Source organism: Actinomadura sp. NAK00032, assembly GCF_013364275.1.
In the GTDB taxonomy this organism is placed as follows: domain Bacteria; phylum Actinomycetota; class Actinomycetes; order Streptosporangiales; family Streptosporangiaceae; genus Spirillospora.
On the sequence record NZ_CP054932.1, the window covers coordinates 7386427 to 7411767 of the forward strand.

General features: G+C 72.5%; 22 protein-coding genes and 2 tRNA genes. 17 read left to right on the forward strand and 7 right to left on the reverse strand.

Annotated features, from left to right (window positions below; genetic code table 11):
• Positions 1-76 precede the first annotated feature (76 nt).
• From HUT06_RS33725 to HUT06_RS33745, 5 genes are all read left to right on the forward strand, one after another.
• Entirely contained in the window at positions 77-3733 is a 3657-nt protein-coding gene (locus HUT06_RS33725; RefSeq protein ID WP_176199404.1) for an SseB family protein, read from the forward strand.
• A complete protein-coding gene (locus tag HUT06_RS33730; protein WP_176199405.1) occupies positions 3730-4098 on the forward strand; it encodes a hypothetical protein in 369 nt (122 codons plus the stop codon). Before HUT06_RS33725 ends, HUT06_RS33730 begins: the two co-directional genes overlap by 4 nt.
• Before the next feature lie 119 nt (positions 4099-4217).
• A complete protein-coding gene (locus HUT06_RS33735; RefSeq protein ID WP_176199406.1) occupies positions 4218-5255 on the forward strand; it encodes a hypothetical protein in 1038 nt (345 codons plus the stop codon).
• A gap of 248 nt (positions 5256-5503) precedes the next feature.
• Positions 5504-5854 carry a hypothetical protein gene (locus HUT06_RS33740; protein WP_176199407.1) on the forward strand — a complete coding sequence of 117 codons (351 nt, stop codon included), beginning with the start codon at positions 5504-5506 and terminating at the stop codon, positions 5852-5854.
• A gap of 36 nt (positions 5855-5890) precedes the next feature.
• Positions 5891-6910: a hypothetical protein gene (locus HUT06_RS33745; RefSeq protein WP_176199408.1), complete on the forward strand. Its 1020-nt coding sequence runs from the start codon at positions 5891-5893 to the stop codon at positions 6908-6910.
• Here the strand turns inward: HUT06_RS33745 and HUT06_RS33750 are convergent.
• Positions 6907-7461 carry a hypothetical protein gene (locus HUT06_RS33750; protein WP_176199409.1) on the reverse strand — a complete coding sequence of 185 codons (555 nt, stop codon included), beginning with the start codon at positions 7459-7461 and terminating at the stop codon, positions 6907-6909. The two genes, HUT06_RS33745 and HUT06_RS33750, sit on opposite strands and share 4 nt — an antisense overlap.
• A gap of 138 nt (positions 7462-7599) precedes the next feature.
• Positions 7600-8415 (reverse strand): RNA methyltransferase, encoded by an 816-nt coding sequence (locus HUT06_RS33755; RefSeq protein WP_176199410.1) that lies wholly within the window; start codon positions 8413-8415, stop codon positions 7600-7602.
• Between the two features lie 232 nt (positions 8416-8647).
• On the opposite strand from HUT06_RS33755, the gene HUT06_RS33760 reads away from it, so the two are divergent.
• The 3 genes from HUT06_RS33760 (at position 8648) to HUT06_RS33770 (ending at position 14513) form a co-directional block, all read left to right on the forward strand.
• Complete coding sequence (locus HUT06_RS33760; protein ID WP_176199411.1) at positions 8648-10999, forward strand: substrate-binding domain-containing protein; 2352 nt, start codon at positions 8648-8650, stop codon at positions 10997-10999.
• 276 nt (positions 11000-11275) lie between these two features.
• The gene (locus HUT06_RS33765; RefSeq protein WP_176199412.1) at positions 11276-12805 is read left to right on the forward strand and encodes a sigma-70 family RNA polymerase sigma factor; all 1530 of its coding nucleotides are present in this window, start codon (positions 11276-11278) and stop codon (positions 12803-12805) included.
• Between the two features lie 229 nt (positions 12806-13034).
• On the forward strand, positions 13035-14513 hold the full coding sequence (locus HUT06_RS33770) for an RNA polymerase sigma factor (protein ID WP_176199413.1): 1479 nt from the start codon (positions 13035-13037) through the stop codon (positions 14511-14513).
• 67 nt (positions 14514-14580) lie between these two features.
• Here HUT06_RS33770 and HUT06_RS33775 read toward each other — a convergent pair whose 3' ends face one another.
• Positions 14581-15669 (reverse strand): phosphotransferase family protein, encoded by a 1089-nt coding sequence (locus HUT06_RS33775; protein WP_176199414.1) that lies wholly within the window; start codon positions 15667-15669, stop codon positions 14581-14583.
• Positions 15670-16214: 545 nt separating this feature from the next.
• Between HUT06_RS33775 and HUT06_RS33780 the strand changes: the two genes are divergently transcribed.
• Complete coding sequence (locus HUT06_RS33780; protein ID WP_254715520.1) at positions 16215-16799, forward strand: hypothetical protein; 585 nt, start codon at positions 16215-16217, stop codon at positions 16797-16799.
• Positions 16800-16811: 12 nt separating this feature from the next.
• On the opposite strand, the gene HUT06_RS33785 is transcribed toward HUT06_RS33780, so the two are convergent.
• Positions 16812-18131 (reverse strand): PLP-dependent aminotransferase family protein, encoded by a 1320-nt coding sequence (locus HUT06_RS33785; RefSeq protein ID WP_176199416.1) that lies wholly within the window; start codon positions 18129-18131, stop codon positions 16812-16814.
• Positions 18132-18248: 117 nt separating this feature from the next.
• Between HUT06_RS33785 and HUT06_RS33790 the strand changes: the two genes are divergently transcribed.
• The 6 genes from HUT06_RS33790 (at position 18249) to HUT06_RS33815 (ending at position 20834) form a co-directional block, all read left to right on the forward strand.
• Positions 18249-18899 (forward strand): pyridoxamine 5'-phosphate oxidase family protein, encoded by a 651-nt coding sequence (locus HUT06_RS33790; protein ID WP_176199417.1) that lies wholly within the window; start codon positions 18249-18251, stop codon positions 18897-18899.
• Between the two features lie 52 nt (positions 18900-18951).
• Positions 18952-19548 (forward strand): oligoribonuclease, encoded by a 597-nt coding sequence (gene orn / locus HUT06_RS33795; protein ID WP_176199418.1) that lies wholly within the window; start codon positions 18952-18954, stop codon positions 19546-19548.
• Positions 19549-19602: 54 nt separating this feature from the next.
• Positions 19603-19678: transfer RNA gene (locus HUT06_RS33800), tRNA-His, on the forward strand.
• Between the two features lie 109 nt (positions 19679-19787).
• Positions 19788-20354 carry a response regulator transcription factor gene (locus HUT06_RS33805; RefSeq protein ID WP_176199419.1) on the forward strand — a complete coding sequence of 189 codons (567 nt, stop codon included), beginning with the start codon at positions 19788-19790 and terminating at the stop codon, positions 20352-20354.
• Between the two features lie 83 nt (positions 20355-20437).
• A tRNA-Lys gene (locus tag HUT06_RS33810) sits at positions 20438-20510 on the forward strand.
• A 171-nt stretch (positions 20511-20681) separates the two neighbouring features.
• Complete coding sequence (locus HUT06_RS33815) at positions 20682-20834, forward strand: hypothetical protein (protein ID WP_176199420.1); 153 nt, start codon at positions 20682-20684, stop codon at positions 20832-20834.
• A 161-nt stretch (positions 20835-20995) separates the two neighbouring features.
• Here the strand turns inward: HUT06_RS33815 and HUT06_RS33820 are convergent, their stop codons facing one another.
• Together HUT06_RS33820 and HUT06_RS33825 are read right to left on the reverse strand one after the other, a co-directional pair.
• Positions 20996-21844, reverse strand: coding sequence for an alpha/beta fold hydrolase (locus tag HUT06_RS33820; protein WP_176199421.1), 849 nt, complete (start codon positions 21842-21844; stop codon positions 20996-20998).
• Between the two features lie 72 nt (positions 21845-21916).
• On the reverse strand, positions 21917-22591 hold the full coding sequence (locus HUT06_RS33825; protein WP_176199422.1) for a DUF998 domain-containing protein: 675 nt from the start codon (positions 22589-22591) through the stop codon (positions 21917-21919).
• A 189-nt stretch (positions 22592-22780) separates the two neighbouring features.
• Here HUT06_RS33825 and HUT06_RS33830 point away from each other — a divergent pair, with 189 nt between their 5' ends.
• Positions 22781-23434 (forward strand): TetR/AcrR family transcriptional regulator, encoded by a 654-nt coding sequence (locus tag HUT06_RS33830; protein WP_176199423.1) that lies wholly within the window; start codon positions 22781-22783, stop codon positions 23432-23434.
• A gap of 91 nt (positions 23435-23525) precedes the next feature.
• Here the strand turns inward: HUT06_RS33830 and HUT06_RS33835 are convergent, their stop codons facing one another.
• Positions 23526-24365 (reverse strand): TIGR03620 family F420-dependent LLM class oxidoreductase, encoded by an 840-nt coding sequence (locus HUT06_RS33835; RefSeq protein WP_176199424.1) that lies wholly within the window; start codon positions 24363-24365, stop codon positions 23526-23528.
• Between the two features lie 95 nt (positions 24366-24460).
• Between HUT06_RS33835 and HUT06_RS33840 the strand changes: the two genes are divergently transcribed.
• On the forward strand, positions 24461-25327 hold the full coding sequence (locus HUT06_RS33840) for a LysR family transcriptional regulator (protein WP_176199425.1): 867 nt from the start codon (positions 24461-24463) through the stop codon (positions 25325-25327).
• The last annotated feature ends 14 nt before the right edge of the window (positions 25328-25341 follow it).

Here is a 25341-nt window from a genome sequence, read left to right on the forward strand (position 1 = left end):
GCGAATATGCTCTTTGGTCCTGTTCGCCCATGTAGCGTAGGCAGTCGCGCGGGGACGAGCACGGAGGAAACAGGGGGTGGCGACCGTGGCCGACGCGTGGCGACCCACGTCGGAGTTCGAGCACCGGCTTCAGGAGACGGTCCGGGCCGGGGACCAGGAGGGCTACTTCCGCCTCCTCGCGGACAGCGAGCTCGTCGTCCCCGTCCCGCCCGAACTGGTGAACGGCGTCCTCGCCAACGAGACGCAGCCGTCGTGGCCGACCCAGGAGGAGGACGGCCGCGTCCACGTGCTGGTCTACACGTCGGCGTCGGCGATGCGCGCCTGCCTCGGGCCGTCCTACCGGCACTTCATGACCGTGCGGTTCGGCGACATCGCCGAGACCTGGCCGGACGCCCGGTGGTGGCTCGCCATCGACGCGCCCGCCCACGGCGTCGGCGCGGTGCTGCCGATCGAGGCGCGGATGCCGGCCTGGTTCGTGCGCCAGGTCGCCGAGGGCGACGGGCGGCCGCCGCAGGTCGGCCGCGCGCCCGCCGCCTGGGAGGAGCTCCGCGACCAGCACCGCGAGCTGCCCCGGCAGTCGCCGCGCCCGGAGTTCCAGCCCGCGAACGACGTCGAGCGCGAGCTGCTGCGGGCCGCCGCGAACAACGACCACGACCTGTTCCTGCAGACCCTCGCGGCCACCGACGTCCTGCTGCCCGTCCCGCCCGACCTCGACTTCGCGCTGCGCCCGGGCCGTCCCGGCTTCCCCTGGCAGACCCGCGAGGTGGACGGCTCCACGGTCGTGCCCGTCTTCACCTCGCCCGAACGCCTCACGGAGGCATCGCCGCCGGGCACCGAGTACATCACGCTGCCGTTCACCGTCGTGCTGCGCTACTGGCCGAACCACGACTGGCTCCTGGCCATCAACTCCGGCTCCCCCGCCGGCGGCACCGTCCTCGCCCAGCAGCTCCCCGGCCTCGCCACCTGGGCCGACCAGCGCGCCGCGCAGCGCATGACCGACCGCTTCGAGCCGCAGAACGACATCGAGCAGCGCCTGTTCGACACCGCCCGGCGCCGCGACACCGAGGCCTTCTACAAGATCCTGCTGGGCGCGCAGGTGCTGGTGCCCGCCGACGCCGACACCCCGTGGGGCATCGTCCCCGGCGACCCCGAGTTCCCGTGGCGGCCGATCCCCGTCCACGGCCGGACGTCCATCCAGGTGTTCACGTCGCTGAAGTGGATGAACGACGCCATCGGCTCGTCGCGCTTCATCATGCCGAGCCTGCACGAGATGGTCACCGCCTGGCCCGACACCGAGTGGACGCTCGTCCTCAACCCGGGCACGCCCATCGACGCGTCGATGCCGGGCGAGCAGCTCCGCACCCTGCGCCTCCCGGCGGCCCCGCCGTCGGCGTCCACGCCCCCGCCGCCGGACACCCCGGCCGTCCCGGTGGCGCCCCCCGTCCCGCCGGACGCGTCCGCCGACCGCGGCCGCCACGCCGTCCCACCGCACGAGGACGCCCCGGCCCCGGCACCCGAACCGGCGCGCACCACCGACGCCGGCCACCACGCGGGCTCGCCGCACGAAGGCGTTCCCACCGGCCAGGCGACCACGCCCGTCCCCGACCAGACCGGCGCACACGGCACGGACCTCCCCCGCCGGACCCCCGCACCGTCCGAAAGCCTCCTGGGCCAACCGGGCACCAACCCCACGCCGGAACCTCCCCTAGGCGGCCCGACCGGCGACCACAACCTCCCCCAGCCGGAGAGCCCCCTGCCCGGCCCGACCAGCGGGGAAAGCGGCGGGCTCACGCCCCCGCAGCCGGGAAGCTCCCCGCCCGGCCCGGCCGATACCCCCGCCCCGCTCGCTGCGGAGAGCGGCGGATTCCCGATGCCACCGCAGGACGCCCCTCTGCCCGGCCCGGCCGGTGCGGAAAGCAGCGAACCCGCGCACCCGGAGAGCCCCCTGCCCGGCCCGCACGTCCCCGCCCCGCCCGGCGGAGAGAGCGGCGAACCCCCGCGCCCGCAGCCGGAGAGCACCCCGCCCGGCGGGGAGAGCGGCGGATTCGCCATGCCATCGCAGGACGGCCCTCCGCCCGGCCTGTCGCCCGCACCGGACGCACCCGCCGCTCCGCCCGCCGAGGTGGCGCCCCCGCCGCCGCATGACCTCCCGAGTCGTCCAGTGGACGCACCCGGCGCGCCCTTCGCCGACACCGGCGGCCACACCATGCCGCCGGAAGCTCCCCTGAGCGGCCCGACCGACGCGCCCGCTGCACCGGTCACCGGTACCGGCGGTCACGCCACCCCGCCGCCGGAGAGTCTTCTGGGCGGCCCGACCGGCGGGTCCCCGGTCCCACCGCCTGGCGAGTCGACCGGGACGCCCTCACCTGGTGAGGCGCCAGGGCGTCCGGCCGACGCGCCTCCGTCACCGCCGACCGGCCCTCTCGCGCCCCCCACCGGGGATGGCGGCGGGCTTCCGGGGACGGGTGCCCCGAGCGGGTTCGGCGAGGCGGGGGCCGGCGCGCCCGGCGGCGTTCCGGCTCAAGACGGGCCGTCCAGCGGACGGGACGCGGGCGCCGAATCCCCGTACGGCGACTTCGGTTCGGCCGACGTACCGGCTGCGCGGCCGGTCGAGCCCGTGCCGCCGGCCGTGCCGGGCGAAGGCGAAGCGGAGGCGCCGGGAGCGCGCGGCCTGCGGGCCGTCGCGGAGCCCGAGCCAGAGCCCGAGCCGGCGTTCGAGCCCGGGAACCGGATCGACCAGGAGCTCTACGAGGCCGCGTCGAGCGGCGACTCCGACGCGTTCCTGCGGGTGCTGCTCAACGCCAACGTGCTCGTCCCCATCCCGGACGAGGCGCCGCTCGAGGTGACGCCCATACAGCGCGAGTTCCGCTGGGACGCGGCGCTGCGCGACGCGTCGTCCGTGCGGGTGTTCACGTCGCTGGTGCGGCTGCGCGAGGTGCTGCCCGAGTCCCGGTTCGTGTACGCCGACTTCCGCGAGCTGATCGGCGCGTGGCCCCGCGAGGACTGGGCGATGCTGCTCAACCCGGGGACGCGCATCGGGGCCTCGCTGCAGGGCGGCCAGGTGCGGGCGCTCAGCGAGTGGGCGGTGCGGGTCGGTCTCGTCCCGGCACGGCCCGAGGTTCCGCTGCTGCCGCCGCCGCGACCGGAGCCGGAGCCCGAACCGGAGCCGGAACCGGCACGCCTGCCGTCCGACCTGGACGACCGCGTCTCGTCCCCCACCATCATGCAGAAGGTCGTCCCGCACGGGCTCGTCTCCTGGTACCTGGAGCAGGGCTACGACCGGGTCGGCGGGTTCGTGCACTCCACCGGCGACGTCGCCGAGCTGCAGACGCCCGGCCAGCTGTACGAGACGCTGGGGCTGCTGTACGACGGCTCGCCGTTCTCGCCCGCCGACGACGGCGTGTACGTCATCCGGTGGCCCGCCTACTGCCCCAGCCTGTACCGGGTCCCCTTCGGCGGACGCGACGAGGCGGAACTGGCCGCGTGGGGCGAGTCGGGCTGGGTCATCGAGCGGCCGCCGTTCCTGGGCGGCGGTTTCGCCCCGGGAAGCGCCGGCTCCATCCGCGAGTACAAGGTGGACAGCGCCCGCCTCCCGTACGGCGCGGAGATGTACTACCTCGGCCGCGACCGGACCGAGCGGTTCGTGGCGATGTACGACCCCGACCGGCTCGCCTGGCTGCGGCCGGAGGGGAGCCCCGAGGGCGGCGACGGACGGACGGAGGCCGTGCAGTGATCCGGGACGGTTATGTCGCGCGCTGGCTCGGCCGCGACTTCGAGGCCGCGCCGGGCGCCGACGGCGAGGTCAGACTGTACGCACCGGGCCCGACGGACGGTTTCGAGGAGCTGCGGCCCGGCCGGTACCGCCGGATCGTCCCCGCGTCCGAGATCGAGGACCTCCGGTACGTCCGGACGACCTGCCGCTGGCGCGGCGAGCGGTTCGCCATCGTCGGCGAGCACGAGAACTGGCTGCGCGTCGAGTACACGGGAGGACGGGCCCCCGTCGCCGAGAACCTGGGCCTCGACCGCATCGACCAGGGCGTCTGGCAGGCGTGGGCCCCCGGCACCGAGGTCGAGGACGTCCGAGAAGAGATGATCTAACCCGCGACGGGGTTGATTTGGCCCGCGGATGCGTGTTCGCTTGACTGTCGAGGCGACCCCTCGGGCTGTGCATATCGGACACGGGCGCTCAACGGCGACGCAACGGAGGTGCTGCGGCAGTGATCTGCCGATCGGCGATCAAACCGGTGTTCATCGGTCTCGGCACGGCGGCCGTCCTCGCCGCCGGCGGCGCCTCCGCCGTAGCCGCCACCGAAGCTCCCTCACCGTCCACGCCTGGCTCAACCTCGCCCTCCACCTCCGAACCGGCCACCACGGGGAAGCTCGAGGTCAGCGTCAGTCCTGCCACTGCGACGGCGAAGCCTGGCGACAAAGTCACCGTGCTGACTCACATCAAAGCGGTGGACGGCAACGTTTCCGGCATCAAGGTCGAGAGCATCGTCGCGACGCCAGAGTCAGCGGATGCAACAGTCGAGGGTGAGTGCGCCACTGGCTGCGAACTCGGGGCGCTCGCTACCGGTGAAGAGCCCCCCAAGGATGTTGCGGATGTTGAGTCGAAGGTGTCCGTCCCCAAGTCCACTAAGAAAACGGTGACCGTGACGGTCACCGTGACCGTGAGCGCAACAAGTCTGACGAAGCAGACTCCGCAGTCCAAGCTCACCTTCATCGTGCCGGAGCAGTCCGCTACCCCTACACCAACCAAGACACCAACAAAGAAGCCGACGGAGAAGCCGTCGCGGACGCCGTCGAAGCCGTCGCCTACTCCTACGAAGTCGTCCGGGACGAGTGGGAGCAGCGGGTCCGGGAGCAGTGGGTCGGGGTCCGGGGGCGGCGGGTCGTCGTCGAGCGGGGCGGGCGGGTATGTGCCGCCGTCGCCGAACTCCTCGTTCAGCCCCAGGAACCCTCAGGTGGCGCTGCCGCCCATCCAGGCGCCGAACCCTTCCGTCGCGCCGAGTCCGGTGCCCGGGGCGGGGACGCCGCAGAGCCGGTTGCAGGGGAACAAGGCGCCCGTCGCTCAGGACATCACGTTCGAGCGGATGGCGAGCACGCAGATCGCCTGGCTGGCCGCCCTGATGGTCGCGTTCTCGCTGCTGCTGACGCAGTTGCGGCTCGGACGGCGCCGCGTGCCCGCCGGGGCCGCCGCCAAGCGCCCGAAGGGAACGCACCGGCGCCCGCGCCGCGGCATGTTCGGCAAGTGATCAGCGGGGATTGCCCCGCCACCTCCACCGGAAGGCCCGCGCGGGGCCTTTTGCCGCCGATCTCCTCGATCATCCTGTCGATCCGATTCCGCATGCCTTAGGCTGGCTAACCGTCTAGTCGGAAGCGAAGTCAAGGATCTTGACAGAATGACCGATTTACTGGAATCCCCCGCAGCCGCTCTCGAACGCGAGCCGGTGCCGCCGCTCGACCTCGCCGGCACCGGCGGCACCTCCGGGGAGGGAAGCCGATGAGCCAGGGCGGCGAAGGAACCGAGACCCGGCACGACCCGCAGCGGCTCCTGGCCGCGGCGACGCATCTGGACTCCTTCAGCGACCGGGCGAAGAAGACCAAGGCCTTCGCCGACGCGGCGAAGACCGTCAGCGGCCACGAGTGGGGCCTCGTCGGTGCCGCGTTCTCGGTGAACTACGGGCAGGCCGCCGAGAGCGCCTGCGACCACATCGACATGATCGCCACGTTCCTCGCGGACGCCGAGAAGGCGATGACCGCGACCGCGCGCAACTACGCCGCGGCGAACGAGGCGATCCTCGGCAAGCTCCGGCTACTTGAGCAGGACCTGCCCGGGATCCGTCCCGCCTAGTCCGGCCCCGCCTCAGCCTCAGAGAGGATCCGTCACATGGGGTACGAGTTATTCGGCGATACGAGCGAATCCCTCAAGAAGAACGCGCCGGGAGTCGCGCAAGGCGTCAACATGTGGAAGCACGGACAGGCGGGTGACCTGGCGACGATCGGGGCGGACATCGCCGACCTCGGAGTCACCGGGTTGTTCGCATATCTGGACCCGCTCGGTGCACTGGTCGGCGCCGGGGTCGGATTCCTCATCGACTGGGTGAAGCCGCTGCACGACATGCTCACCTGGGTGACCGGGGACGCCGACAAGATAGGCGAGCATCGTGACCAGTGGCAGGCGGCCCAGCGAGACCTCGTGAAACTGGCCGACGAGATGAGCGGCACTCTCAAGGCCGACCTCGCGACCTGGGCGGGGCCGGCCAGTGCCGCCGCCAAGCAGCGGCTCGACGCGTTCATCGAGGGCACGCGCGATACCGCCAAGGAGATCGGGAACATCGATGCCATCCTCGCGCTCAGTGCGGCGCTGATGGACACGGCGATGTCGCTCATCAAGGACCTGATCTCGCAGTTCGTGGAATGGCTGATCATCACCTGGCTGGCCGCGCAGGCGGCGGCGATCCCGACGCTGGGCGCCTCGGAGGCGGCGGCGGGGGCCGCGACCGCCGGGGAGGCGGCGGTCGCCACCTCGCGCGGCGCCCGGATCCTGCAGAAGGTCATGGCGATCATCCGCAAGCTCCAGGCCGTGCTCGCCAAGGTGATGAAGGCGCTGAAGGACATGAAGGCGAAATCGTTCTGGAAGCTCACGGGCAAGGGCGGGAACACCGCTCTCGGCCCCGGCGGGTTCGGCCGGGGGCTCGTGGGGAGCGGCCGGGAGGCCCGCACCGCGCTGGGTGGACGCGACGGTCACACGCTCCCCTTCGGGAACGCCTACGACCCACGGGCGCCCGCCGCCGCGAGCGGAATCAAGATCGCGGGTGGCATCGCACAGGGAGAAGAGGACGACACCAGCAACGTCCCGTCCACCGAAGAGATCAACCAGAAGCTGAACATCCGGGCCGATCCCTAGGGTTCCGGGGGCGCGTGGGGCCGGGGCCGGGCGGCCCGCGCAGCGAGCCGGACCAGGCGCAGCAGCGGGACGAACACGACGAAGAAGGCCGCGATGCCGACCGGGAACACCAGCATCTGCACCAGGACCGAATACCTCGGCGTCCCCCGCTCGACCGTCACGGAGGCCTGGCCCGACTTGCTTCCGGTGGTCTTGCGGATCTCGAAGGCGATCGTGCCGTGGGGACGCGTGAGCGTCTTGAGCTCACCGGCCCTGGAGACGGTCGAATCGACGGGGGCGGCGGCGCCGCGCGGATCCTCGAGACCGCACTGGTACATGAGCCATCCGGTCGCCGGATCCCGTGTGCAGGTGCGGACGATGCCGGTACCCGAGGCGATGGTCCCCTCGCCGTTGTTCACCAGTGCGAAGCCGGCCACTCCCGTTTCCAGCGCGAAGGCGAAGGCGGGAATCGCGCAGATGACCTTGACGATGGTCGGCGGCCGCTCCAGGAGAAGGGCTAATCGGCGACGCCTGCGGGCACGGTTCCTTGCTTTTCTGTTCCTGGTCACCATGGCCGAATTCCAGATTCGGGCCGACCGCCGGAAGCGGCTCCGGCCGCGTGGTGGGCGGAGGACGAGGCGAGTGTACAGACACCGCCTCCGGCGCGAAATGCGCCACCGGTCCACGGAGTGACGCCATTCGCGCATGGGTCAGGATCTGGTCAGGGCGTAGCAGGCTATTGCGGCGGCGGCTACGACGTTGAGGGAGTCGACGCCGCGTTCCTGTGCCGTTTCGTTCATGGGGATGCGGACGCGGTGGTCGGCCTGGTGCAGCCAGCGGGACGACAGGCCGTCGCCTTCGGAGCCGAGGAGGAGGGCCCGGCGGTCGGCGGGTTTCAGGTCGTCGATGGGTTCGGCGTCGGGGGCGGGGGTCAGGGCCAGGAGCTGGAAGCCCGCGTCGCGGATCAGGGACAGGTCGTTGTGCCAGTCGGTCATGCGGGCGTACGGGAGGGCGAACACGGCGCCCATGGAGACCTTCACCGAGCGCCGGTAGAGGGGGTCGGCGCAGCGCGGGGCGAGGACGGCGGCGTCCACGCCCAGGGCCGCCGCGCAGCGGAAGATCGCCCCGATGTTGGTGTGGTCGACGATGTCCTCGCAGATGACGACGCGGCGGGCGGCGGCGAGGACGTCCGCGACCGGGGGCAGCGGGAGGCGTTCGAGGGAGGCCAGGGCGCCGCGGTGCACCGGGAAGCCGGTGACCGACTCCATGGCGGCGTCGTCGGTGACGTAGACGGGGGCGTCCAGGTCCGCCAGGACGTCGGCGAGCGGGTCGGCCCAGCGGCGCGCCATCAGGAGGGAGCGGACGGGGTGGCCGGCGGCGATCGCGCGGCGGATCACCTTCTCGCCCTCGGCGATGAACAGGCCGTGCTCGGCCTCCAGGCTCTTGCGCAGGTTCACGTCGCGGAGCCGGACGTAGTCGGCGAGGCGCGGATCGGTGGGATCCGGGACGGGGATGAGGTCGGCCATGCCCTCAAGTCTGCCGTCCCGGACGGCCGGATCCGGTCGCCGCGGCCGGGGTTTCGCGTCTGTTCGTACCGCCGTCGTCGCGGTCCGTGATGCTCGGGGGCGATGCCAGGTTCGTCGGGACATACGGTGATGACCTGCGTCATTATCACTTTTGAGTTCTTTGTAACCTCTCGTTCGTACTACTACAGTGCCGGGGAACATCGGCGGGTTTCTGGTGAATCGAGGGCAGGCCATGAGCGGACGTCATCGCAATGACTTCCCTGACGGGGCGGACGGCGGCTACGACCCGTCCAGGCCAGTCTTCGGTCCGGCCAACGACGGGTCGTCCGATTGGTTCGGCGCGCGGGACAGCCAGGGCGCACCGCTCTCCCAGCCCCAGGCCGGGCCGCAGGGCGCGCCGCCCGGCGCGTCGGGCGAGACGCCCGAGTGGTTCACGCCCCGGCAGTCGTCGGAGGAGCCGGTCTACGGGGCCGGCGGGTTCGGCGGCGCGTCCGACGCGGGCGGCTACGGGCTAGGACGGTCCGGCGGTTACCCGCAGAGCGAGGTTTCCGGGGGTTACCCGGGCCGGGAACCGTCCGGCGGGTATCCGCAGGGTGAGCCGCGGTCGTCGTCCCCGAAGGGGCCGCCGCGCGAGTCCTCCCCGCTGGCGGGCACCGGATACAGCGAGTACGACGCGATCCGCAGTTCGGACGGCGGCCCGTCGGGGTTCTTCGGCGGCGGGTCCGGCTCGTCGAGCGGATCGGGAGGCTCCGGCGGGTCCGGTGGTTACGGCGGCGGGTCGGGCGGCTACGACAGCGGGTCCGGCGGCTATGACAGCGGGTCCGGCGGCTACGAGTACGGGCGCCGCAAGCGCAAGCGCAGCGCGACCGCGCTGATCGGGCCGATGGCCGGGGCCGTGGGCCTCGCGCTGCTGCTCGGCGTCGGCGTCTACGCGTTCGCCGAGAGCGGCGGCGGCTGCTCCGGCGACGACGCGATGAACCTGTCGGTCGCGGCGGCGCCGGACATCGCGCCCGTCGTGGAGAAGGCCGCCGGACGCTTCAACGACGGCAAGCACAAGGTCGACGGCACGTGCGTCAAGGCGACGGTGAAGAAGGTCGAGCCGTCGGCGGTGACGCCGCTGCTGTCCGGGCAGGCCGTGTCGAACGGGTCCAACGAGCGGCCGGACGTGTGGATCCCCGACTCGTCCCTGTGGGTCTCGCTGGCCCAGTCGAGCGCCGAGGGCGACGACAAGGGCGCCGTGGTGTCCACCAAGACCTCGCTGGCGAAGAGCCCGATCGTGGTGGGGCTGCCGCAGTCGCTCGCCCTGCAATTGAAGAAGCAGGGCATCACCGCCAGCCCGTCCTGGGACAACCTGCTGAAGGCGGCGGGCGGCGTCGCCGGCGGCGCGGTGACCAAGAACCAGATGATCCCGGCCGGCGCGGTGCGGCTGGTCGTGCCGGACCCGATGAAGAACGCGGCGGGCATGGGCTCGCTCATGGTCACCAGCATGCTGCTGGCCAACGACCCGAACCGCGACTCGATCTTCACCGGCATCGTCCGGACGGTCCGCGAGAGCACGGTCCCCTCGGTGGAGGCGGAGTTCGCGGCGTTCCGCAAGGACAAGGGCGGCAAGAAGCCGATCTCCCTGTCGTCCGAGCAGGCGCTGTACCAGTACAACAGGACGAAGCCGTCGGAGCCCGCGGTGGCGCTGTACCCGATCGAGGGCACGCTGTCGATGGACTACCCGTTCACCGTCACCAGCAAGGACGCCGCCAAGCAGAAGGGCGCCCGGCTGCTGGAGCAGGCGATGAGCACCGAGGCGACCCGCAAGGACGTCCACGACCTCGGCTTCCGCACCACCGACAGCAAGGCGCCGGCGGGCTTCACCGAGGCGGCCGGGGTCAGCCCGGCCAAGCCGCGGCAGCTGCCCACGCCGAAGAGCGCGGACGTCGCGAAGATCATGCAGGCCTGGTCGAAGCTGTCGCTCGGGCTGCGCATGCTGACGCTGATCGACGTGTCCGGCTCGATGGCGGAGAAGGTCGGCCCCAACACCAACCGGCTGCAGGCCATCGCGCAGGTGTCGCAGGGCGGCCTGTCGATGATGTCGAACGACACCGAGCTCGGCCAGTGGCTGTTCTCCACCAACATGGGCAGCGGCGGCGTCCCGTACCGGGTCACGGTGCCGATCGGCCCGCTCGGCGAGCGGATCGGGTCCAGCACCCGGCGCGGACGCGTCCTCGGGGTGCTGAACCAGATGAAGCCGAAGCCGACCGGCGACACCGGCCTATACCGGACGATGCTGGCCGCGTACAAGAAGATGAACGAGACCTACAAGCCGGAGTTCGGCAACTCGATCCTGCTGCTGACGGACGGCAAGAACGACGACGACGGCGGCCCCACGCTGGCGGACACGCTCAAGCAGCTGAAGGCCATGCAGGACCCGAACAAGCCGATCCAGGTCAACATGATCGGGTTCGGCAAGGGCGTGGACCGCAACGAGCTGGAGCAGATCGCCGCGGTGACGCACGGCAACGTCCAGGTCGCGCAGACCCCGCAGGAGATCTCCAAGATCTTCCTGAAGATGCTGTCCCGCCGGATCCAGTGATCACGCTCCGGTGAGCTTACCGACGCGTCGGGTAGTTCTTGATTTTTTCCGGTCCCCGGTGTCAACCGGGGGCCGGGGCCGCTCGTCAAACAATCGGAGGCCCGACGGGGAGCGGGGCCGTCGGGCCTCCAACTCGCTTTCCCCCCGACCCGGTGACGGGGAAGCGCCCGCCGGACCGAACCGGCGGCGGGAGAGCCCACCGCTCCCTCTTGGATCTTCCAGCCCGTCCCTCACGATGCGGACGAGGAATCCGAACGCAGCCCGCAGGAGGACCTTGTGTCCGGTTGGCCCAGTTTTGAACGCGCGGACGACGAACGTCTGGCGCAGGCGCTGGCCGCAGGAGATCCCAGCGCGCTCATCCAGGTCATGGACCGCTACGCGGCCCGCCTGTACGACTACTGCCACGCGCTGCTTCGCGACCAGGAGCAGGCGGCCGGGGCGCTGCACGACGCGCTGATCGCCGCCTACGCGCACGTCTCCGTGCTGCGCGAGCCAGACCGGTTCCGCGCCTGGCTGTACGCGCTCGTCCGCAACGAGTGCATGCGGCGCCTGCGCGACCCGAACCGGCCCGCCGAACGGCGCGGCGCCCCCGAGGTCGAGGAGGGCTTCCTCGACGAGGCGGAACTCGCCCGCCGGCAGGAGGCCCGGCGGCTCGTCCACAGCGCGCTGGCGACGCTGCGCGGCCGCGAGCGCGAGTCGATCGACCTCATGCTGCGGCACGGCCTGGACACCTTCGAGGTCGGCTGCGTGCTCGGCCTGGACGGGCAGGAGTCCACGGACCTGACCGGCGTGGCCCAGGCCCGCCTGGACGAGGCCCTCGCCGCCGTCCACCTCGCCCGCACCGGACGCAGCGGCTGCCCGGAACTCGCCGGGATCGCCGAAGAGGGCGGCGTCGGCGGCACCCGTCCGCTGCCTCCGCCGGCGGTCCGCGCGCTGGTGCAGCACGTCGCGTCCTGCCCGGTGTGCGGATCCCAGCACGAGCGGACCGCCCCCGCGGCGCGGCTCCTGCAGGTGCTGCCGGTCGCGATGATGCCCACCGACCTGCGCGGGCACGTCATGGCCACCGCCACCGACGCCGCGCTGGCCGGCGACCTCAACTACATCGCGCACCGCGCCGAGCCGCTCGACGAGTGGGGCTGGCCCCTCGTCGTCGACCGCGCCGCCAAGCAGGACGACGGCTCCGAACGGCGCGGCCCGCGCGCGCTCTGGCCGGCGCTGGCGGCCGCGGCGGCGGTCATCGTCATCGTGGCCGGGGCGTTCTACGTCATGTCCGGCCGTGGGGAGACGAGCGCGCAGGGGCCCGCGGGCGGCGCGTCGGAATCGGTGCTCGACCCGTCCTCGCCGCCCGACTCCGAAGAACCGTCCGACTCGCCGACGCCCACGCAGAGCGAGACCCCGACGCCCACCCCCACGACGACGTCCGCGACCCCGACGCCGACGCCGTCCAAGACCCGCAAACCGACCCGCTCCTCCACCCCCCGCCCCACGTTCTCCGCTCCCCGGACGGGCCGTCTCAGTGTGGGGTCATGCACGATCCGGATCAACGGCGCAGGCTCGGGCTCCTGCGATATCGGAGTACGTGCCATCGGCGGGACGGTGACCTGGTCGGTCGCGGGTGCGACCGGCGATATCAGCGCCAGCGGCGGAGGCACGCTTCGCGCCGGTCAGACGGGCTCGATCCACGTCACCGGAAACTGCACCCCTCCCGGCGGCCGGGGCACCGTCCGCCTCAGCACGGGCGACACCGGCTCGGTGACGTTGATCTGCCCGACGAACGAGGAGCCTCCCGGGCCAGACGGCGGCTGATAGACCAACCGATCGTCTTGTGTGACTCAGATCACATAATGTGACGCGTGTGCCGTCCGACTAGGACAGATGGCCACGGCGTGTGCCGGATTCGTCACGGAAATCCCCACATACGGGAGAAATCTCAGCAACTTGGTGGCAAGATCAGGCAACCAGAGTCGGCCGACGGACGTCGGGGCTCGCCGGGGGCACGATCCACAACACCATCGAATTCGCTGGGAGGGTTCCCGTGGCCGGTGAGCCAGGGCCCGGGCGAAGCGACGAATCCAGGCTGGCGGACTCGCTGCGCGCCGGGGACGTCATCGCCCTGACCGAGGTTTACGACACCTACGCGCCGTTCCTCTTCGACTACTGCCACGGTCTGCTGCGCGACCGGGTCGAGGCGGCCGGTGCGCTCCGCAACACCGTCATCGCGGCCCGCGAGCACGTGGGACGGCTCACCGAGCCGGACCGGCTGCGCGGCTGGCTGTACGCGATCGCCCGCAAGGAGTGCATGCGGCGCCGCGACAGCCCGAACCGGCACATCGGGCAGGAGGCGCCCGAGGCCGAGGACGAGCTGACACAGGAGCAGCTCGCCCGCCGCGAGGAGCGGCGGCTGCTCGCCCACAGCGCGCTCGCCGCGCTCAACGGGCGGCAGCGCGAGGCGATCGACCTGTCGGTCCGGCACGAGCTGGACGAGGTCGACCTGTGCGGCGTCTTCGGCATCCCGCTGGAGGAGACGCTCGCGCTGGTCGAGAAGGCCCGCGAGGACCTCGGTGCGGCGCTGCACGCGGCGCTCGTCGCGCAGAACCACTGGAAGAGCTGCCCCAGCCTCGCTGCGCTGACCGAGTCGTGGCCGCTGACCCCGCAGACGGCCGGGTCGCTCGTCCGGCATGTCGGGAGCTGCCCGGTGTGCGGGGAGCAGGAGACGCCGCCGCTGCCGCCGGACCGGCTGCTGTCGGTGCTGCCGATCGCGGCGATTCCCGCCGACCTGCGGCTGGACGTGCTGACCGCCGCGACCGCCGCGGACCGCGCCGACAACCGCCGCGCCATCGCCGCCTGGACGGAGCCGTTCGACGAGTACGGCTGGCCGCTCCCCTACCAGCCGGCCGCGCCGCGCGGCCGCGACCGGTCGCCGCGGCGGCGCGGTCCGGCGCTCGCCGCCGTCGCCGTGAGCGTCGGGCTCGTGGTGATGTGCGTCGGCGCCTGGTCGTGGCTGCACGACGGGGAGGGCTCGTCTAACGCGTCCGCGAACGGTCCGGCCGTGCCCGGTGACAGCTCCTCGCCGGGGGACTCCCAGGTGCCGGAGCCGTCGCCGACCGAGCCGTCGCCGACGTCCGCCTCGCCGTCCCCGACCGAGTCGAAGTCGCCGTCGAAGTCGCCGTCGCCGTCCGAGACCCCGTCGAAGACGCCGTCGACGAAGCCTCCGGCGCCGCCGACGAGCCGCGCGCCGCGGCCGCCCAGGCCGGGCAGCCTGTCGGTGGACGGGTGCAGGATCCGCTCCGGCGGCGAGACGTGCACGGTGCGGGTCACCGCCGTCGGCGGGGCCGTGGACTGGAGCGTCACGGGGACGTCCGGCGAGATCAAGGCCGGCGGCGGCGGGCATCTGTCGGCGGGCGAGTCCGCGAGCGTGACCGTGGAGAAGACGGCCGTCATCTGCTGGGGCCGCAAGACCGGGTCGGTGTCGTTCTCGCCCGGCGGCGTGTCGGCGTCCGTCCAGTACTGCTGAGCCCGTCCTAACGGCTGGTCTCCCCCGCAGTGCGACGCCGCGGAGGGAGACCGCCGGTAGGGGCCGGCTAGGACGAGAGGGAGCCGGTGTCCAGCGTGCGGTGGGCGCGCTCCAGCAGGATGGGGACGCCGGGGCCGATCTGGTCGAAGCCCTCGCCGACCGTCGCGTTCTGCAGGAAGCGGGCGTGGATCCCCTCCAGGATGACCGCGAGCTTGAAGCAGGCGAACGCGACGTAGAAGTCGAGGTCGGCGAGATCGAAGCCGGTCAGCGCGGCGTACCGGTCGGTGAACTCGCGGCGTGTGTAGAAGCCCGGCGCGGAGGTGATCGTCGCGCCGACGGGCAGTTCCTCGGCGTCGGCGGCCTCGGCCCAGTAGACGAGCGTCAGGCCGAGGTCGGACAGCGGGTCGCCGAGCGTCGACATCTCCCAGTCGACGACCGCCGCGATCTCGGGGCGCGGCTCCAGCCGGGCGAGCGCGTTGTCGAGCCGGAAGTCGCCGTGCACGAGCCGAGCGGGGGCATCCGCCGGGAGCCGCTCCGCGAGCCGCGCGACGAGCCGGTCGTACTCGGGCAGGTCGCGGTCGGTGCCGGTGGCCCGGATCGCCTCCTGCGAGCTGTCCCACTGCTTGCCCCAGCGCTTGAGCTGGCGCTCCATGTAGCCGTTCGGGCGCCCGAAGTCGGCCAGCCCGACGGCCTCGACGTCGACGGTGTGGATCGCCGCGAGGGCCCCGGCGAGCGCGTCGGACAGGCCGCGCGCCTGCTCCGGGGTGATCTCGGCGGCGTCCTCGCGGGTGCGCAGGACGCGGCCGTCGACGAAGTCCATCAGGTAGAACCGCGCGCCGATGACGTCCTCGTCGTCGCAGAACGCCAGGGTCCGCGGCACCGGCACGGACGTCCCGGCGCCGAGCGCGGACAGCACCCGGTACTCGCGCCCCATGTCGTGGGCCGTCGGGAGGACGTGGCCGAGCGGCGGCCTGCGCAGCACGACGCGGCGGCCGCCGTCCAGGGTGATCCCGTAGGTGAGGTTCGAACGCCCGCCCGCGATCAGGTCGATCGCGGTGATCCGCCCCGAGCCGGGCAGCGCGCGGGCCAGCCAGGCGGCGAGGCGGGGGACGTCGATGCCGGGGACCCCGGCCGGCAGTTCTGCGTCAACGGTCATGACGCCCTATTAGAACGCGGCTCGGTCCGAACCGGGAACCCCACCCCCGTACCCGGCACCGGGGACGCTTATACGCGCCGTAAGTTGTCGGCCACTTCCGGCCGACTTGCAGGCAGACTTCACCTGGCCTTCAGCATCAGCGCTGACCTGCGGGAACGGTGAGCGCTTCGGGCACAGGCGTCCGCTTCCCCGAAACTCCCAGGAGAAAAACCAGCCTCAAGGTGGAATCTTTGGACACCTGGGGTACTCCTCAGCGACGACACCCGAACACGCTGGGTCGCCACCTGGCACGGAGGTCGACAGCCGTCACATCGGCCCATGAGGCGGCAGGCTGGACTTATGAGTCTCGCTTGGGCTAAGAGAAGAGGACTAGACCATTCGGGACTAGACCGCCCGATTGGGGGGGACGCACCGTGGCAGACGCATGGCTGCCAGGAGCCGGCCGCATGCCGGCACGACACGACGGCGGAGCGTTGCGAGGGGGTGCTCCCCGGGTCGTATGGTGCGCCGGAGAGCACGATCCGCGCGGCGTCTCCGCGCGCTCGGTGGCCGCCGATCTCGTCAAGGAGGACCGTCCCGCGCACCTGGTGTGGCATCCCGGCACCGGCGAGATCGTCCAGCTCCTCCCGATCACCCGCGCGGCCCGGCTGCTCGGCGGCGGCGTCGGCCGGGAGGGCCGCGTCTGCGCGCAGATCATGGTGGTCGGGCAGGCCCGGACGCCGTTCACCGGTTCGCTGCTGACCGGGCTCGACGCGATCGTCCAGTGGCTGGACGCGTGGGGCGTCGCGCGGCGCTGGCCCGCCGGGCCGCCGCTGCCGTCCCCGCAGTCCTACCACTCGCTGCGCGCCCGCAAGGACTGGGCGCGCGGCGGGCACTACGGGGCGTCCCAGGTGCCGACGCTCGACCGGCCCGACCCCGGCGGCATCGACATCCGGCGCATCACCGGGCCGGACACGCCCGTCGCGCCGATCCCGAAGCCCCGCGCCCCGAGCGCGCCCGGCGGGGCCCGCCTGCTGCCGCCGCGCCCGCGCACGCCCGAGCCGGTCCGCACGGCCGCACCGCAGAACGACTCGCCGCTGCGTCCCGCCTCGGAACCGGTCCCGGTCGCGCAGACCGCCATGTCCAACTGACCCTGCGGCGCCCTACCCGGCGAGCGCGCGGACGATCTCGCAGCCCTTGCGCAGCTCGGTCGTGGTCGCGGCCGAGCCGTACCCGATCACCAGGCCGGACGCGCGGCTCGGTCCCACGTGGTGGCGCTCCAGGGTCTCCACCAGGACGCCCCGCTCGTCGGCCGCCGCCGAGATGCGCCGCGCCTCGGGCTCCGGGACGTCCACCACCAGGTGCAGGCCGGCGGTGTCGCCGCGCAGCGGGAGGCCGTCCAGCGCCCGCACCACCACCTCGCGGCGCCGCGCGTACTCGGCGCGCATCCGCCGGACGTACCTGTCCAGATCACCGCGCTCCAGCAGGATGCGCAGCGCGTCCTGCGGGACGACGGCCGTGCGGTCGTTCAGCCGCTCCCGGCGCAGCGCGATCTCCGCCACCAGGTCCGGGCGCCCCGCCAGCCAGCCGACGCCCATGTCCGTCGTGAGGATCTTCGCCGTGGTGCCGAGGTAGACCACCACGTCCGGGTCGAGCCCGTACAGGGCGGGCAGCGGCGCGACGTCGAAGCGGAACTCGCCGTCGTAGTCGTCCTCGGCGATGAGGGCCCCGTTGCGCCGCGCCCACGCCAGCAGGCCCTGCCTGCGCGGGATGGGCAGGACGCCGCCCATCGGGTACTGGTGCGACGGCGTCGTGTAGACGATGCGGAGATCGTCCGGCAGGCCCTCGACGATGACCCCGTGCTCGTCAACGGGGCACGGCACCAGCTCCGCGCCACGTCCCTCTAGGACGACACGGGCCCTCCCGTAGCCGGGCTCCTCCACCCCTACGCGGTCGCCTGGACGAAGCACGGTCGCGGCAAGCAGATCGAGCCCGTTCGTCGCTCCACGCGTCACCAGGAGGCCGTCCAGGGGGCACGCTACGCCGCGACTACGCCTGATGTAGTCGGCGAGCGCCACCCGCAGGCCCGGCAGGCCGTACGAGTCCTGACGCTGCTGCGGCGGCATCCCCGCAGCCAGCCGCCATGCGCGGCGCCATGCCGGTGTGTCCAGGGCCCCGATCCAGGCGGTCCCCGGCCGCAGGTCGATCTCGTGTGGGGCCGCCGTCCTCCGTACCTGGCTCGCCGCAGGCTTCTCCTGTCTCGGCACCGGTTCGGCGGCGACGCCCTCGGTCACATACGTCCCGGACCCGTGCCGCCCTTCAAGCCACCCCTCCGCATACAGCTGCTCGTACGCCTCGGTGACGACCGTCCGGCTGACGCCCAGCAGCTTCCCCAGCGCCCTACTGGACGGAAGCCGCTCCCCTGCGGCGAGCCGTCCCTCCGCCATCGCCTCCCGCAACTGGCCGACGAGCTGGGCGCTCATCGGCTCCCGTGCGTCCCGGTCAACGACGAGGGGCAGATCGATCGACAAAGTGGTCTCCGGCTATGCGCGCCAAGTGGCCATACCCACCAGGCCACTTTCCTCCTAGCGTAAACGGCCATGGACCCGCTCTCCTCAACCGCCCGCACGCGCATGGGCAGGCTTCCCGAACGCGCCCAGACCGACCGCGCCGCCCTCTACGACGTCCTGGACGCCGGTCTGGTCTGCCACCTGGGCATCGTCGTGGACGGCACCCCGCGCGTCCTGCCCACCGGATACGGCCGCATTGACGACACCCTCTACGTCCACGGCTCCACGGGTGCGAGCAGCCTGATGGCGGGCCCGTCCCAAGAGGTGTGCATCACCGTGACCCACGTGGACGGCATCGTCATGGCCCGGTCGGCGTTCCACCACTCCATCAACTACCGGAGTGCCGTCATCTACGGCACACCGCAGCCGGTGACCGAACCCGACGCCAAGCTCGCCGCGCTCCGCGCCGTCACAGAACAACTCGCCCCAGGCCAGTGGGACGTTATCCGCGAACCAACCCGGAAGGAACTCGCCGCGACCTCCGTCCTGGCGCTTCCCCTTTCCGAGGCATCGGTCAAGGTCAGGCAGGGCCCGCCCGGCGACGACGAGCCCGACTACGCGCTCGACCTGTGGGCCGGCGTCCTGCCCGTCCAGCAGACGTTCGGTACCCCGGTCCCCGACCCGCTGCTGCGCCCCGGCATCCCCATTCCCGGACATATCGCCCAGCGCGGAGCCCGCTAACTCGATCGGGCTCGATGCCCCGCGCAGTCGTTCATGGCCGTAGGGTGAATCCATGAACGAGCGGCTGGTCTGGATCGACTGCGAGATGACAGGACTCGACCTGCGCAACGACGCGCTCATCGAGATAGCCGCACTGGTCACCGACAGCGAGCTCAACATCCTCGACGAGGGCGTCGACGTCGTCATCAAACCGCCCCCCGAGACGGTGACCAAGATGACCAAGGTCGTCCGGGACATGCACACCACGTCCGGGCTGCTGGAGGCCCTCCCCTCCGGCGTCACCCTCGCCGAGGCCGAGGACACCGTCCTCCGCTACGTCCGCGGCCACGTGAAGGACGCCAACAAGGCGCCCCTGTGCGGCAACTCCATCGCCACCGACCGGTCGTTCCTGGCCCGCGACATGCCCGCCCTCGACGGCCACCTCCACTACCGCATGGTGGACGTCTCGTCCATCAAGGAGCTGGCGCGCCGCTGGTACCCGCGCGTGTACTTCGCCAGCCCGGAGAAGAAGGGCGGCCACCGGGCGCTCGCCGACATCACCGAGAGCATCCAGGAGCTGCGCTATTACCGCGCCGCCGTCTTCGTCGCGCAGCCCGGCCCCGACTCCGACACCGCCCGCCGCATCGCCGGCATGGTGTCCTCCGGCTGACCCACTCTCCCGGAGCCGCTACACTACTTGGAGCCGGGAGCGATCCCGGCCACGGTGGGTGTAGCTCAGCTGGCAGAGCACTTGGTTGTGGTCCAAGATGTCGGGGGTTCAAGTCCCCTCACTCACCCCACGCGAGAGAGAAGCCCTGGCCATCGCAAAGATGCCCAGGGCTTCTCCACGTCCGGCCGTCCCGTTATGCTCCGTCCCTATACATGTCGACGACACGCCAAGGGCAACGGATGAGTGTCGATGAGACGGCCCCCTTGCGCGTCCTCGTGGTGGACGCCGACCCCCGGGCCCGCACGGACGTGATCTCCCTTCTGGACGCCAGCGACGAACTCCAGGTCGTGGCCGACGCCCCCGACCCCCAGACCGCCCTCACCCTGGCCCGGCGCCTGCGCCCGGACATCGTCCTACTGGACGCGGCCTCCGCCGCGCACGCGCACCCGCTCAGCGGCGCGTCCCGCGTGTTCCTGCTCTCCGACGACCCGGCCGCCATCGAGGCCGCGCTCCGCGCCGGCGCCTGCGGCCATCTCGCCCCCGGCTCCTTCACCGTCCACGACCTCATCCGCGGCGTCCGCGCCGCCTCCCGCACCACCCTCGGCCTGTCCGCGCGCGAGTCCGAGGTCATGGACCTCATCGCCACCGGCCGCTCCAACGGGGAGATCGCCCGCCAGCTCTTCCTCAGCGAGAAGACGGTGAAGAACCACGTCAACCGCATCTACGCCAAGCTCGGCGTCAGCTCCCGCGCCACCGCCATCGCCCTCTGGCGCGGCATGGTCAGCGTCCTGCCCGCCCAGGACTAAACCGATTCGCACTGCTCCGCAGCCCCTGGTACTGTTCTTCCTGTCGCAAGGGCCCCGGCCACGGCCAAGGCCCCAGACGACGGGCGCCGTTAGCTCAATTGGCAGAGCAGCGGACTCTTAATCCGCGGGTTCGGGGTTCAAGTCCCTGACGGCGCACCCGCTTCCCTATGGCTATTCGTGATTCTGTCGCGAATAGCCATATGTTTTTATAGGCCGTTTCGCCGTGTCACGCCGCCCATGCTCGCATCGCACTTGCGATGCCCCAGCCCGTCCACCGTCGGCAGACGAGCGCGCCAGCCAGGCGATCCATGGCTGCGGTCACCGGCGGTGAGCCGTCGACGGGTGCGGCCAGGGAACGCCGAGGAATGTCTGCACCGCGACGACGTCCGCGACATGTTCACCGCCACCGCCCGCGCCTGGTACCACAACATGACCAGACCAGAGGTCCTGCGGCTGCGCGCCATCGTCACCTGCGAGTAGCGCCATTTCCCGAACTCGGCCGCGCCCGGCATAGGAGCCCACGGTGGCCGGGGTTCCGGCGTCCCGTGGGCTCCCGATGTGCCGGGCGCCCACGGGAGGTTCCGGTGGGCTGTTTCCCGGCGGGGAGGGTGCGGGCGACCAAGGCGTTCTTTGGGGGGAGGTCAGGCCAGGACCGGGTGGCTGAGTGCGGTGTGGACGAGGTCGGCGCAGGTGGCGGCGTCGAGGGCCAGGCCCTGGTGGTCGCCGGGGAAGGTGACCGGTGCGACGCCGAGTCGCTCGGCCAGCACCCGGGCCGACAAGGCGGGGACTCCGTCGCCCGAGGCCGCCCCGACGCCGACGGCGATCGGCACCGGGCCGGCGCGCAGCGCGTCCAGGTCGGGGGCGAAGCGCAGCACGGGCAGGAGCACGTGGGACAGGAAGTGGTCGAGGTTGCCCTGGACGCGGCCCATCATCTCCAGTGCTTCGGGCGGCATCTGGGAGGGGTCGGGCATCGCGGGAGGAGCGGCGCCCGGTCCGTCGACGGTGGCGATGAACGCGCCCATCGCCGCGCCGGCGCCGTGGGCGCGGTAGGTGTCGTGGACGTCCTGGAACGCCTTCCGCCAGTGGTCGCGGTCGGGCAGCAGTTCGGGCAGCGGCGGCTCGTGGACGACCAGTGCGCGCACCTGCTCGGGGTGGCGGGCCACAAGGTCCAGGGCGGTCAGCGCGCCGCCGCTGTTGCCCAGCACGTAGGCCGGCTCGTTGCCCAGCGCGGCCAGCAGGCGGTGGGCGTCGTCGGCGAAGACCTCGACGTCGGTGTCGGCGGGCGGTCCGGTCAGGACGCTGCGGGACAGGCCGCGCTGGTCATAGGTGACGACGGTGTAGCGGTCGGCCAGGCACCCTGCCAGGGCTGTCAGCGCCCCGGCGTCGGCGGGTGCGCCGGGGATCATCAGCAGCAGCGGGCCCGAGCCGCGGACCTCGTAGTGCAGGGACGCGCCGGGAACCTGAAGCGTCTTGGTCTCAGTGCTGTGCATCGGTGTTTCCATTCTGAGGATGTGGAGGTGTCGGGTGGGACGGCTGCCGTCGGGCGGTCGGAGGTCCGGCGGTCACCGTCCGGTCGACGGCGTGCTCGCGAGTCGCGCGGTGGTGGCGGTGAGCCACAGCAGGCCCAGGGCCGCGCCCGCGAAGAAGATCAGCACGCTCGCGCCGGAGCCGGCGAAACCGGCCAGGACCGCCACCGGGACGATCCGGGAGGCCGCGGCCCAGCCGCGTCGGCCCTGCAGCGAGAAGTGCCGGGCCAGCACCAGGAACGCCGCGCACAGTGCCAGGTAGCCGACCATGCCGCCGACCATGTGGACGGCGCCGCTCGTGCTGAGCGATGCGGCGCCGTCCGGGGTGCCGGCGGGGAAGCCGGCGCCGGGGTCGGCCTGGAACACGGCGCTGACCAGGAACGAGGCCCCGAACACGGCGATGAGTCCGGGCGCCCAGGTGCCGCCGGGCCCGCCGTCCAGCGCGCGCCGCACCCCGGCCGCGCCAGCGATGATCAGCACTCCGGTGAGCACGAAGCTGGTCTCCTGGATCCAGCCGAGGTCGCCGAGGCTGAGCTGGCTGATGGCGTTGCGGGTGAAGTCGTAGCCGTCGCGGAGCAGCCCCTGGACGGCGCCGGCCGCCAGGAACAGCGGGCCGGCGGCCATCGCGCAGCTCAGCAGCGGCCGGGCCGCCGGACGGGTGGTGCGCGCGGGACGGACGGCGGCGGCCGGGGGACGGATCGCGTGGGTCATCACAAGCTCCTCGGTAGATGGAGTTCGGTCGCGGGAACGGGGTCAGGACGGCCGGCAGGCCAGATCGAGCTTCCGGCTCGTTCCCGTACCTCCTGACCAGGTAAACCTTATGTGGACGGCGTCCACATCCGGGCGTGGCAGGATCATGACATACTTAAGTGGACGCTGTCCACATGAGAGGTTCCGGCCATGACCGAGCGCTCCGGCGCACCTGCCCGCGACACCTACCGCCACGGCAACCTGCATCAGGCGCTCCTGGAGGCGGGCACCGAACTGGCCCGCGCCGCAGGCCCGGACGCGATCGCCCTGCGGGAGGTCACCCGGCGGGCCGGGGTCGCCCCCAACGCCGCCTACCGGCACTTCCCCAACCGCGACGCCCTGGTGCAGGCGGTCTCCCTCCGGGCCATGGCCGAGCTGGCCCACGCCATGGAGGAGGACCTCGCCGCCCTCGACCCGCCAGGCGACCCGGCCCAGGCCGCCCGCGCCCGCTTCCGTGCCGTGGGCACCGGCTACCTGCGCTTCGCCCGCACTGAGCCCGGCCTGTTCCGCACCGCCTTCTACGTCCCCGGCGACATGACCCAGGCGCAGGCCGCCGCCTCCGCCGGGCAGGGCGGCCTGACCCCGTTCCAGCTCCTCGGCGCCGCCCTGGACGACCTGGCCGCCTGCGGCCTGGTCTCCCCCGAGCGCCGTCCGGGGGCCGAGTTCCTGGTCTGGTCATGCGTGCACGGCCTGGCGGTCCTGCTCATCGACGGCCCCCTGCGCGGGCTCCCCGATGAACTCGCCGGCCCGGCCGTCCACGACCTGATCGACCTGGCCGAAAAGGGGCTGCGCCCGGACCCCTGAGCCCAAGCAGCGCCACCTTCACCCGCAACAAGGCCACCCGCAACAAGGCCACCCGCAACAAGGCGAACCGCACCGGCGCGTTCCCGCCCGGTCACTCGGGCCTGATGGCCAGGACGGCGTCCGCGACCGCTCGGAGGGTGGCGATGGGGTCGTCGCCGAGGGGATAGACGCCGATCTGGTCCGCCCCGGCGTCGAGGTGTGCGATCAGGCCGCGCGCGAGGCCGGCCGGGTCGCCGTAGGCGACCAGCGCGTCGATGACGCGGTCGCTACCGGTGCCGGAGAGGTCCTCGTCGGTGAAGCCCAGCCGCCGGAGGTTGCTCGCGTAGTTGGTGACCTGCAACGCCTGCCCCGGCGGCGCGGCCCGGGCGACGGCACGGGCCCGCTCGGGGTCGGGTTCCGGCAGCGCGAAGTGGCCGGGGAGCAGCAGCCTGTCCCCACCGAGGGTCTCCCTCGCCCGCCGGGTGTGCTCGGGCGTGACCATGCCGGGGATGGCGCCCGCGGTGCGGTCGCGGGCCAACCGCAGCATCCTCGGGCCGAGGGCGGCCAGCACCACCCGCTCGGCCGGGACGCCGGCCAGCGTCAGCCGGTGCACGTAGGACGCCAAGGTGTCATGCGGCGACGCCCACTCGGCGTGCACCTCGCGGTGCCCGATCCCGACGCCGAGGATGAACCGGCCGGGATGCCTGGCGACGATCCGGTGGTAAGAGGCGGCGACGGTCTCGGCGTCGGCGGTCCACACGTTGACCACGCTCGTGCCGACCACGATCCGGGTGGTGGCGTCGAGCAGCCGTTCCGCGAAGGCGAGATCGGCCGGCGGCGATGCGTCCAGCCAGAGCGTGCCGTAGCCGGCCCGCTCCACCTCCACCGCGCTCTCCGGGCTCACTTCGTGCTCGCGCAGATGGGCGCCGAGCAGGCCCAAGTCGATGTCCATGATCCGATCCCAGCACCACGCCCGCATCGGCGACCAGAACCGGTTCCGACGCGCTCGATAACCTGGCGGCATCGTCGCAGAGCAGAGGGGGCTCGGTGGAACTGCGCGCACTGCGCTACTTCGTCGTGGTCGCCGACGAGCTGCACTTCGGGCGGGCCGCCGAGCGGCTGCACATCGCCCAGCCCGCGGTCAGCAAGCGGATCGCCCAACTGGAACGGGAGCTCGGAGTCCGGCTGCTGGACCGTTCACCGCGCCGGGTCCGGCTCACCGCCGCGGGGCACCGGGTGCTCGCCGCGGCGCGCGACGCGCTCGCGGCCGCGGACCGGGTCCGGGCCGCCGCCGGCGAGCCGGCGGGCACCATGCGCATCGGTACGGCCGCCGGGTTCACCGCTCGCCTGGAGCGCGGGATCGACGCGCTGCGCGAGCACCCCTCGGCGCGCGGCGTCGACGTCGCGCTGGTCGACCTTCCGCTGACGGCCCGCCTGGACGAGGTGCGACGGGGCGAGATCGATCTGGCACTGGCCCGGGGGATGCGGTCGGCGCCCGGGCTGAGGGTGCTGCCGACGTGGACGGAGCAGCTGTTCGCGGTCGTGTCCGCGCGGCACCCGGCCGCCGGTCGCGCGACGATCGCCCCGGCCGATCTCGCCGTCGGCGATGTGCGGATCCCGTCGCGGGAGCACGGCCTGCTCCTGCCTGGGGCCTTGCGGGCCGCGATGCGGGAGGCCGGGGTCGAAGCGCGGGCCGGCCGCCTCGCCGGGACGGTCCACGACATGCTCGTCGAGGTCGGCGCCAATCCGCGCAGCTGGACCGTGCTGCCGGGCGACCAGGTCGCGGAGATCCGCTCCACCCGGGAGCGGGCGATCCCGTTCGCGCCGCGGACCACGATCACCGGCAGCGTCGTCGTACCGGTCGACCTCCCGCACACCTGCGCCGCCGCCCACCGGGCGGCCTTCGGAGACTGACCCGTCCGCGGCAT

What these genes read in the sequence shown, in the direction of transcription:
- HUT06_RS33835 (WP_176199424.1), bottom strand. Translation starts at nt 24,365, where the DNA reads ATGGACATCGACTTGGGCCTGCTCGGCGCCCATCTGCGCGAGCACGAA.
- HUT06_RS33750 (WP_176199409.1), bottom strand. Translation starts at nt 7,461, where the DNA reads ATGGTGACCAGGAACAGAAAAGCAAGGAACCGTGCCCGCAGGCGTCGC.
- HUT06_RS33820 (WP_176199421.1), bottom strand. Translation starts at nt 21,844, where the DNA reads ATGCACAGCACTGAGACCAAGACGCTTCAGGTTCCCGGCGCGTCCCTG.
- HUT06_RS33775 (WP_176199414.1), bottom strand. Translation starts at nt 15,669, where the DNA reads ATGACCGTTGACGCAGAACTGCCGGCCGGGGTCCCCGGCATCGACGTC.
- HUT06_RS33740 (WP_176199407.1), top strand. Translation starts at nt 5,504, where the DNA reads ATGAGCCAGGGCGGCGAAGGAACCGAGACCCGGCACGACCCGCAGCGG.
- HUT06_RS33785 (WP_176199416.1), bottom strand. Translation starts at nt 18,131, where the DNA reads ATGAGCGCCCAGCTCGTCGGCCAGTTGCGGGAGGCGATGGCGGAGGGA.
- HUT06_RS33805 (WP_176199419.1), top strand. Translation starts at nt 19,788, where the DNA reads ATGAGTGTCGATGAGACGGCCCCCTTGCGCGTCCTCGTGGTGGACGCC.
- HUT06_RS33790 (WP_176199417.1), top strand. Translation starts at nt 18,249, where the DNA reads ATGGACCCGCTCTCCTCAACCGCCCGCACGCGCATGGGCAGGCTTCCC.
- HUT06_RS33745 (WP_176199408.1), top strand. Translation starts at nt 5,891, where the DNA reads ATGGGGTACGAGTTATTCGGCGATACGAGCGAATCCCTCAAGAAGAAC.
- orn (WP_176199418.1), top strand. Translation starts at nt 18,952, where the DNA reads ATGAACGAGCGGCTGGTCTGGATCGACTGCGAGATGACAGGACTCGAC.
- HUT06_RS33825 (WP_176199422.1), bottom strand. Translation starts at nt 22,591, where the DNA reads ATGACCCACGCGATCCGTCCCCCGGCCGCCGCCGTCCGTCCCGCGCGC.
- HUT06_RS33830 (WP_176199423.1), top strand. Translation starts at nt 22,781, where the DNA reads ATGACCGAGCGCTCCGGCGCACCTGCCCGCGACACCTACCGCCACGGC.
- HUT06_RS33755 (WP_176199410.1), bottom strand. Translation starts at nt 8,415, where the DNA reads ATGGCCGACCTCATCCCCGTCCCGGATCCCACCGATCCGCGCCTCGCC.
- HUT06_RS33760 (WP_176199411.1), top strand. Translation starts at nt 8,648, where the DNA reads ATGAGCGGACGTCATCGCAATGACTTCCCTGACGGGGCGGACGGCGGC.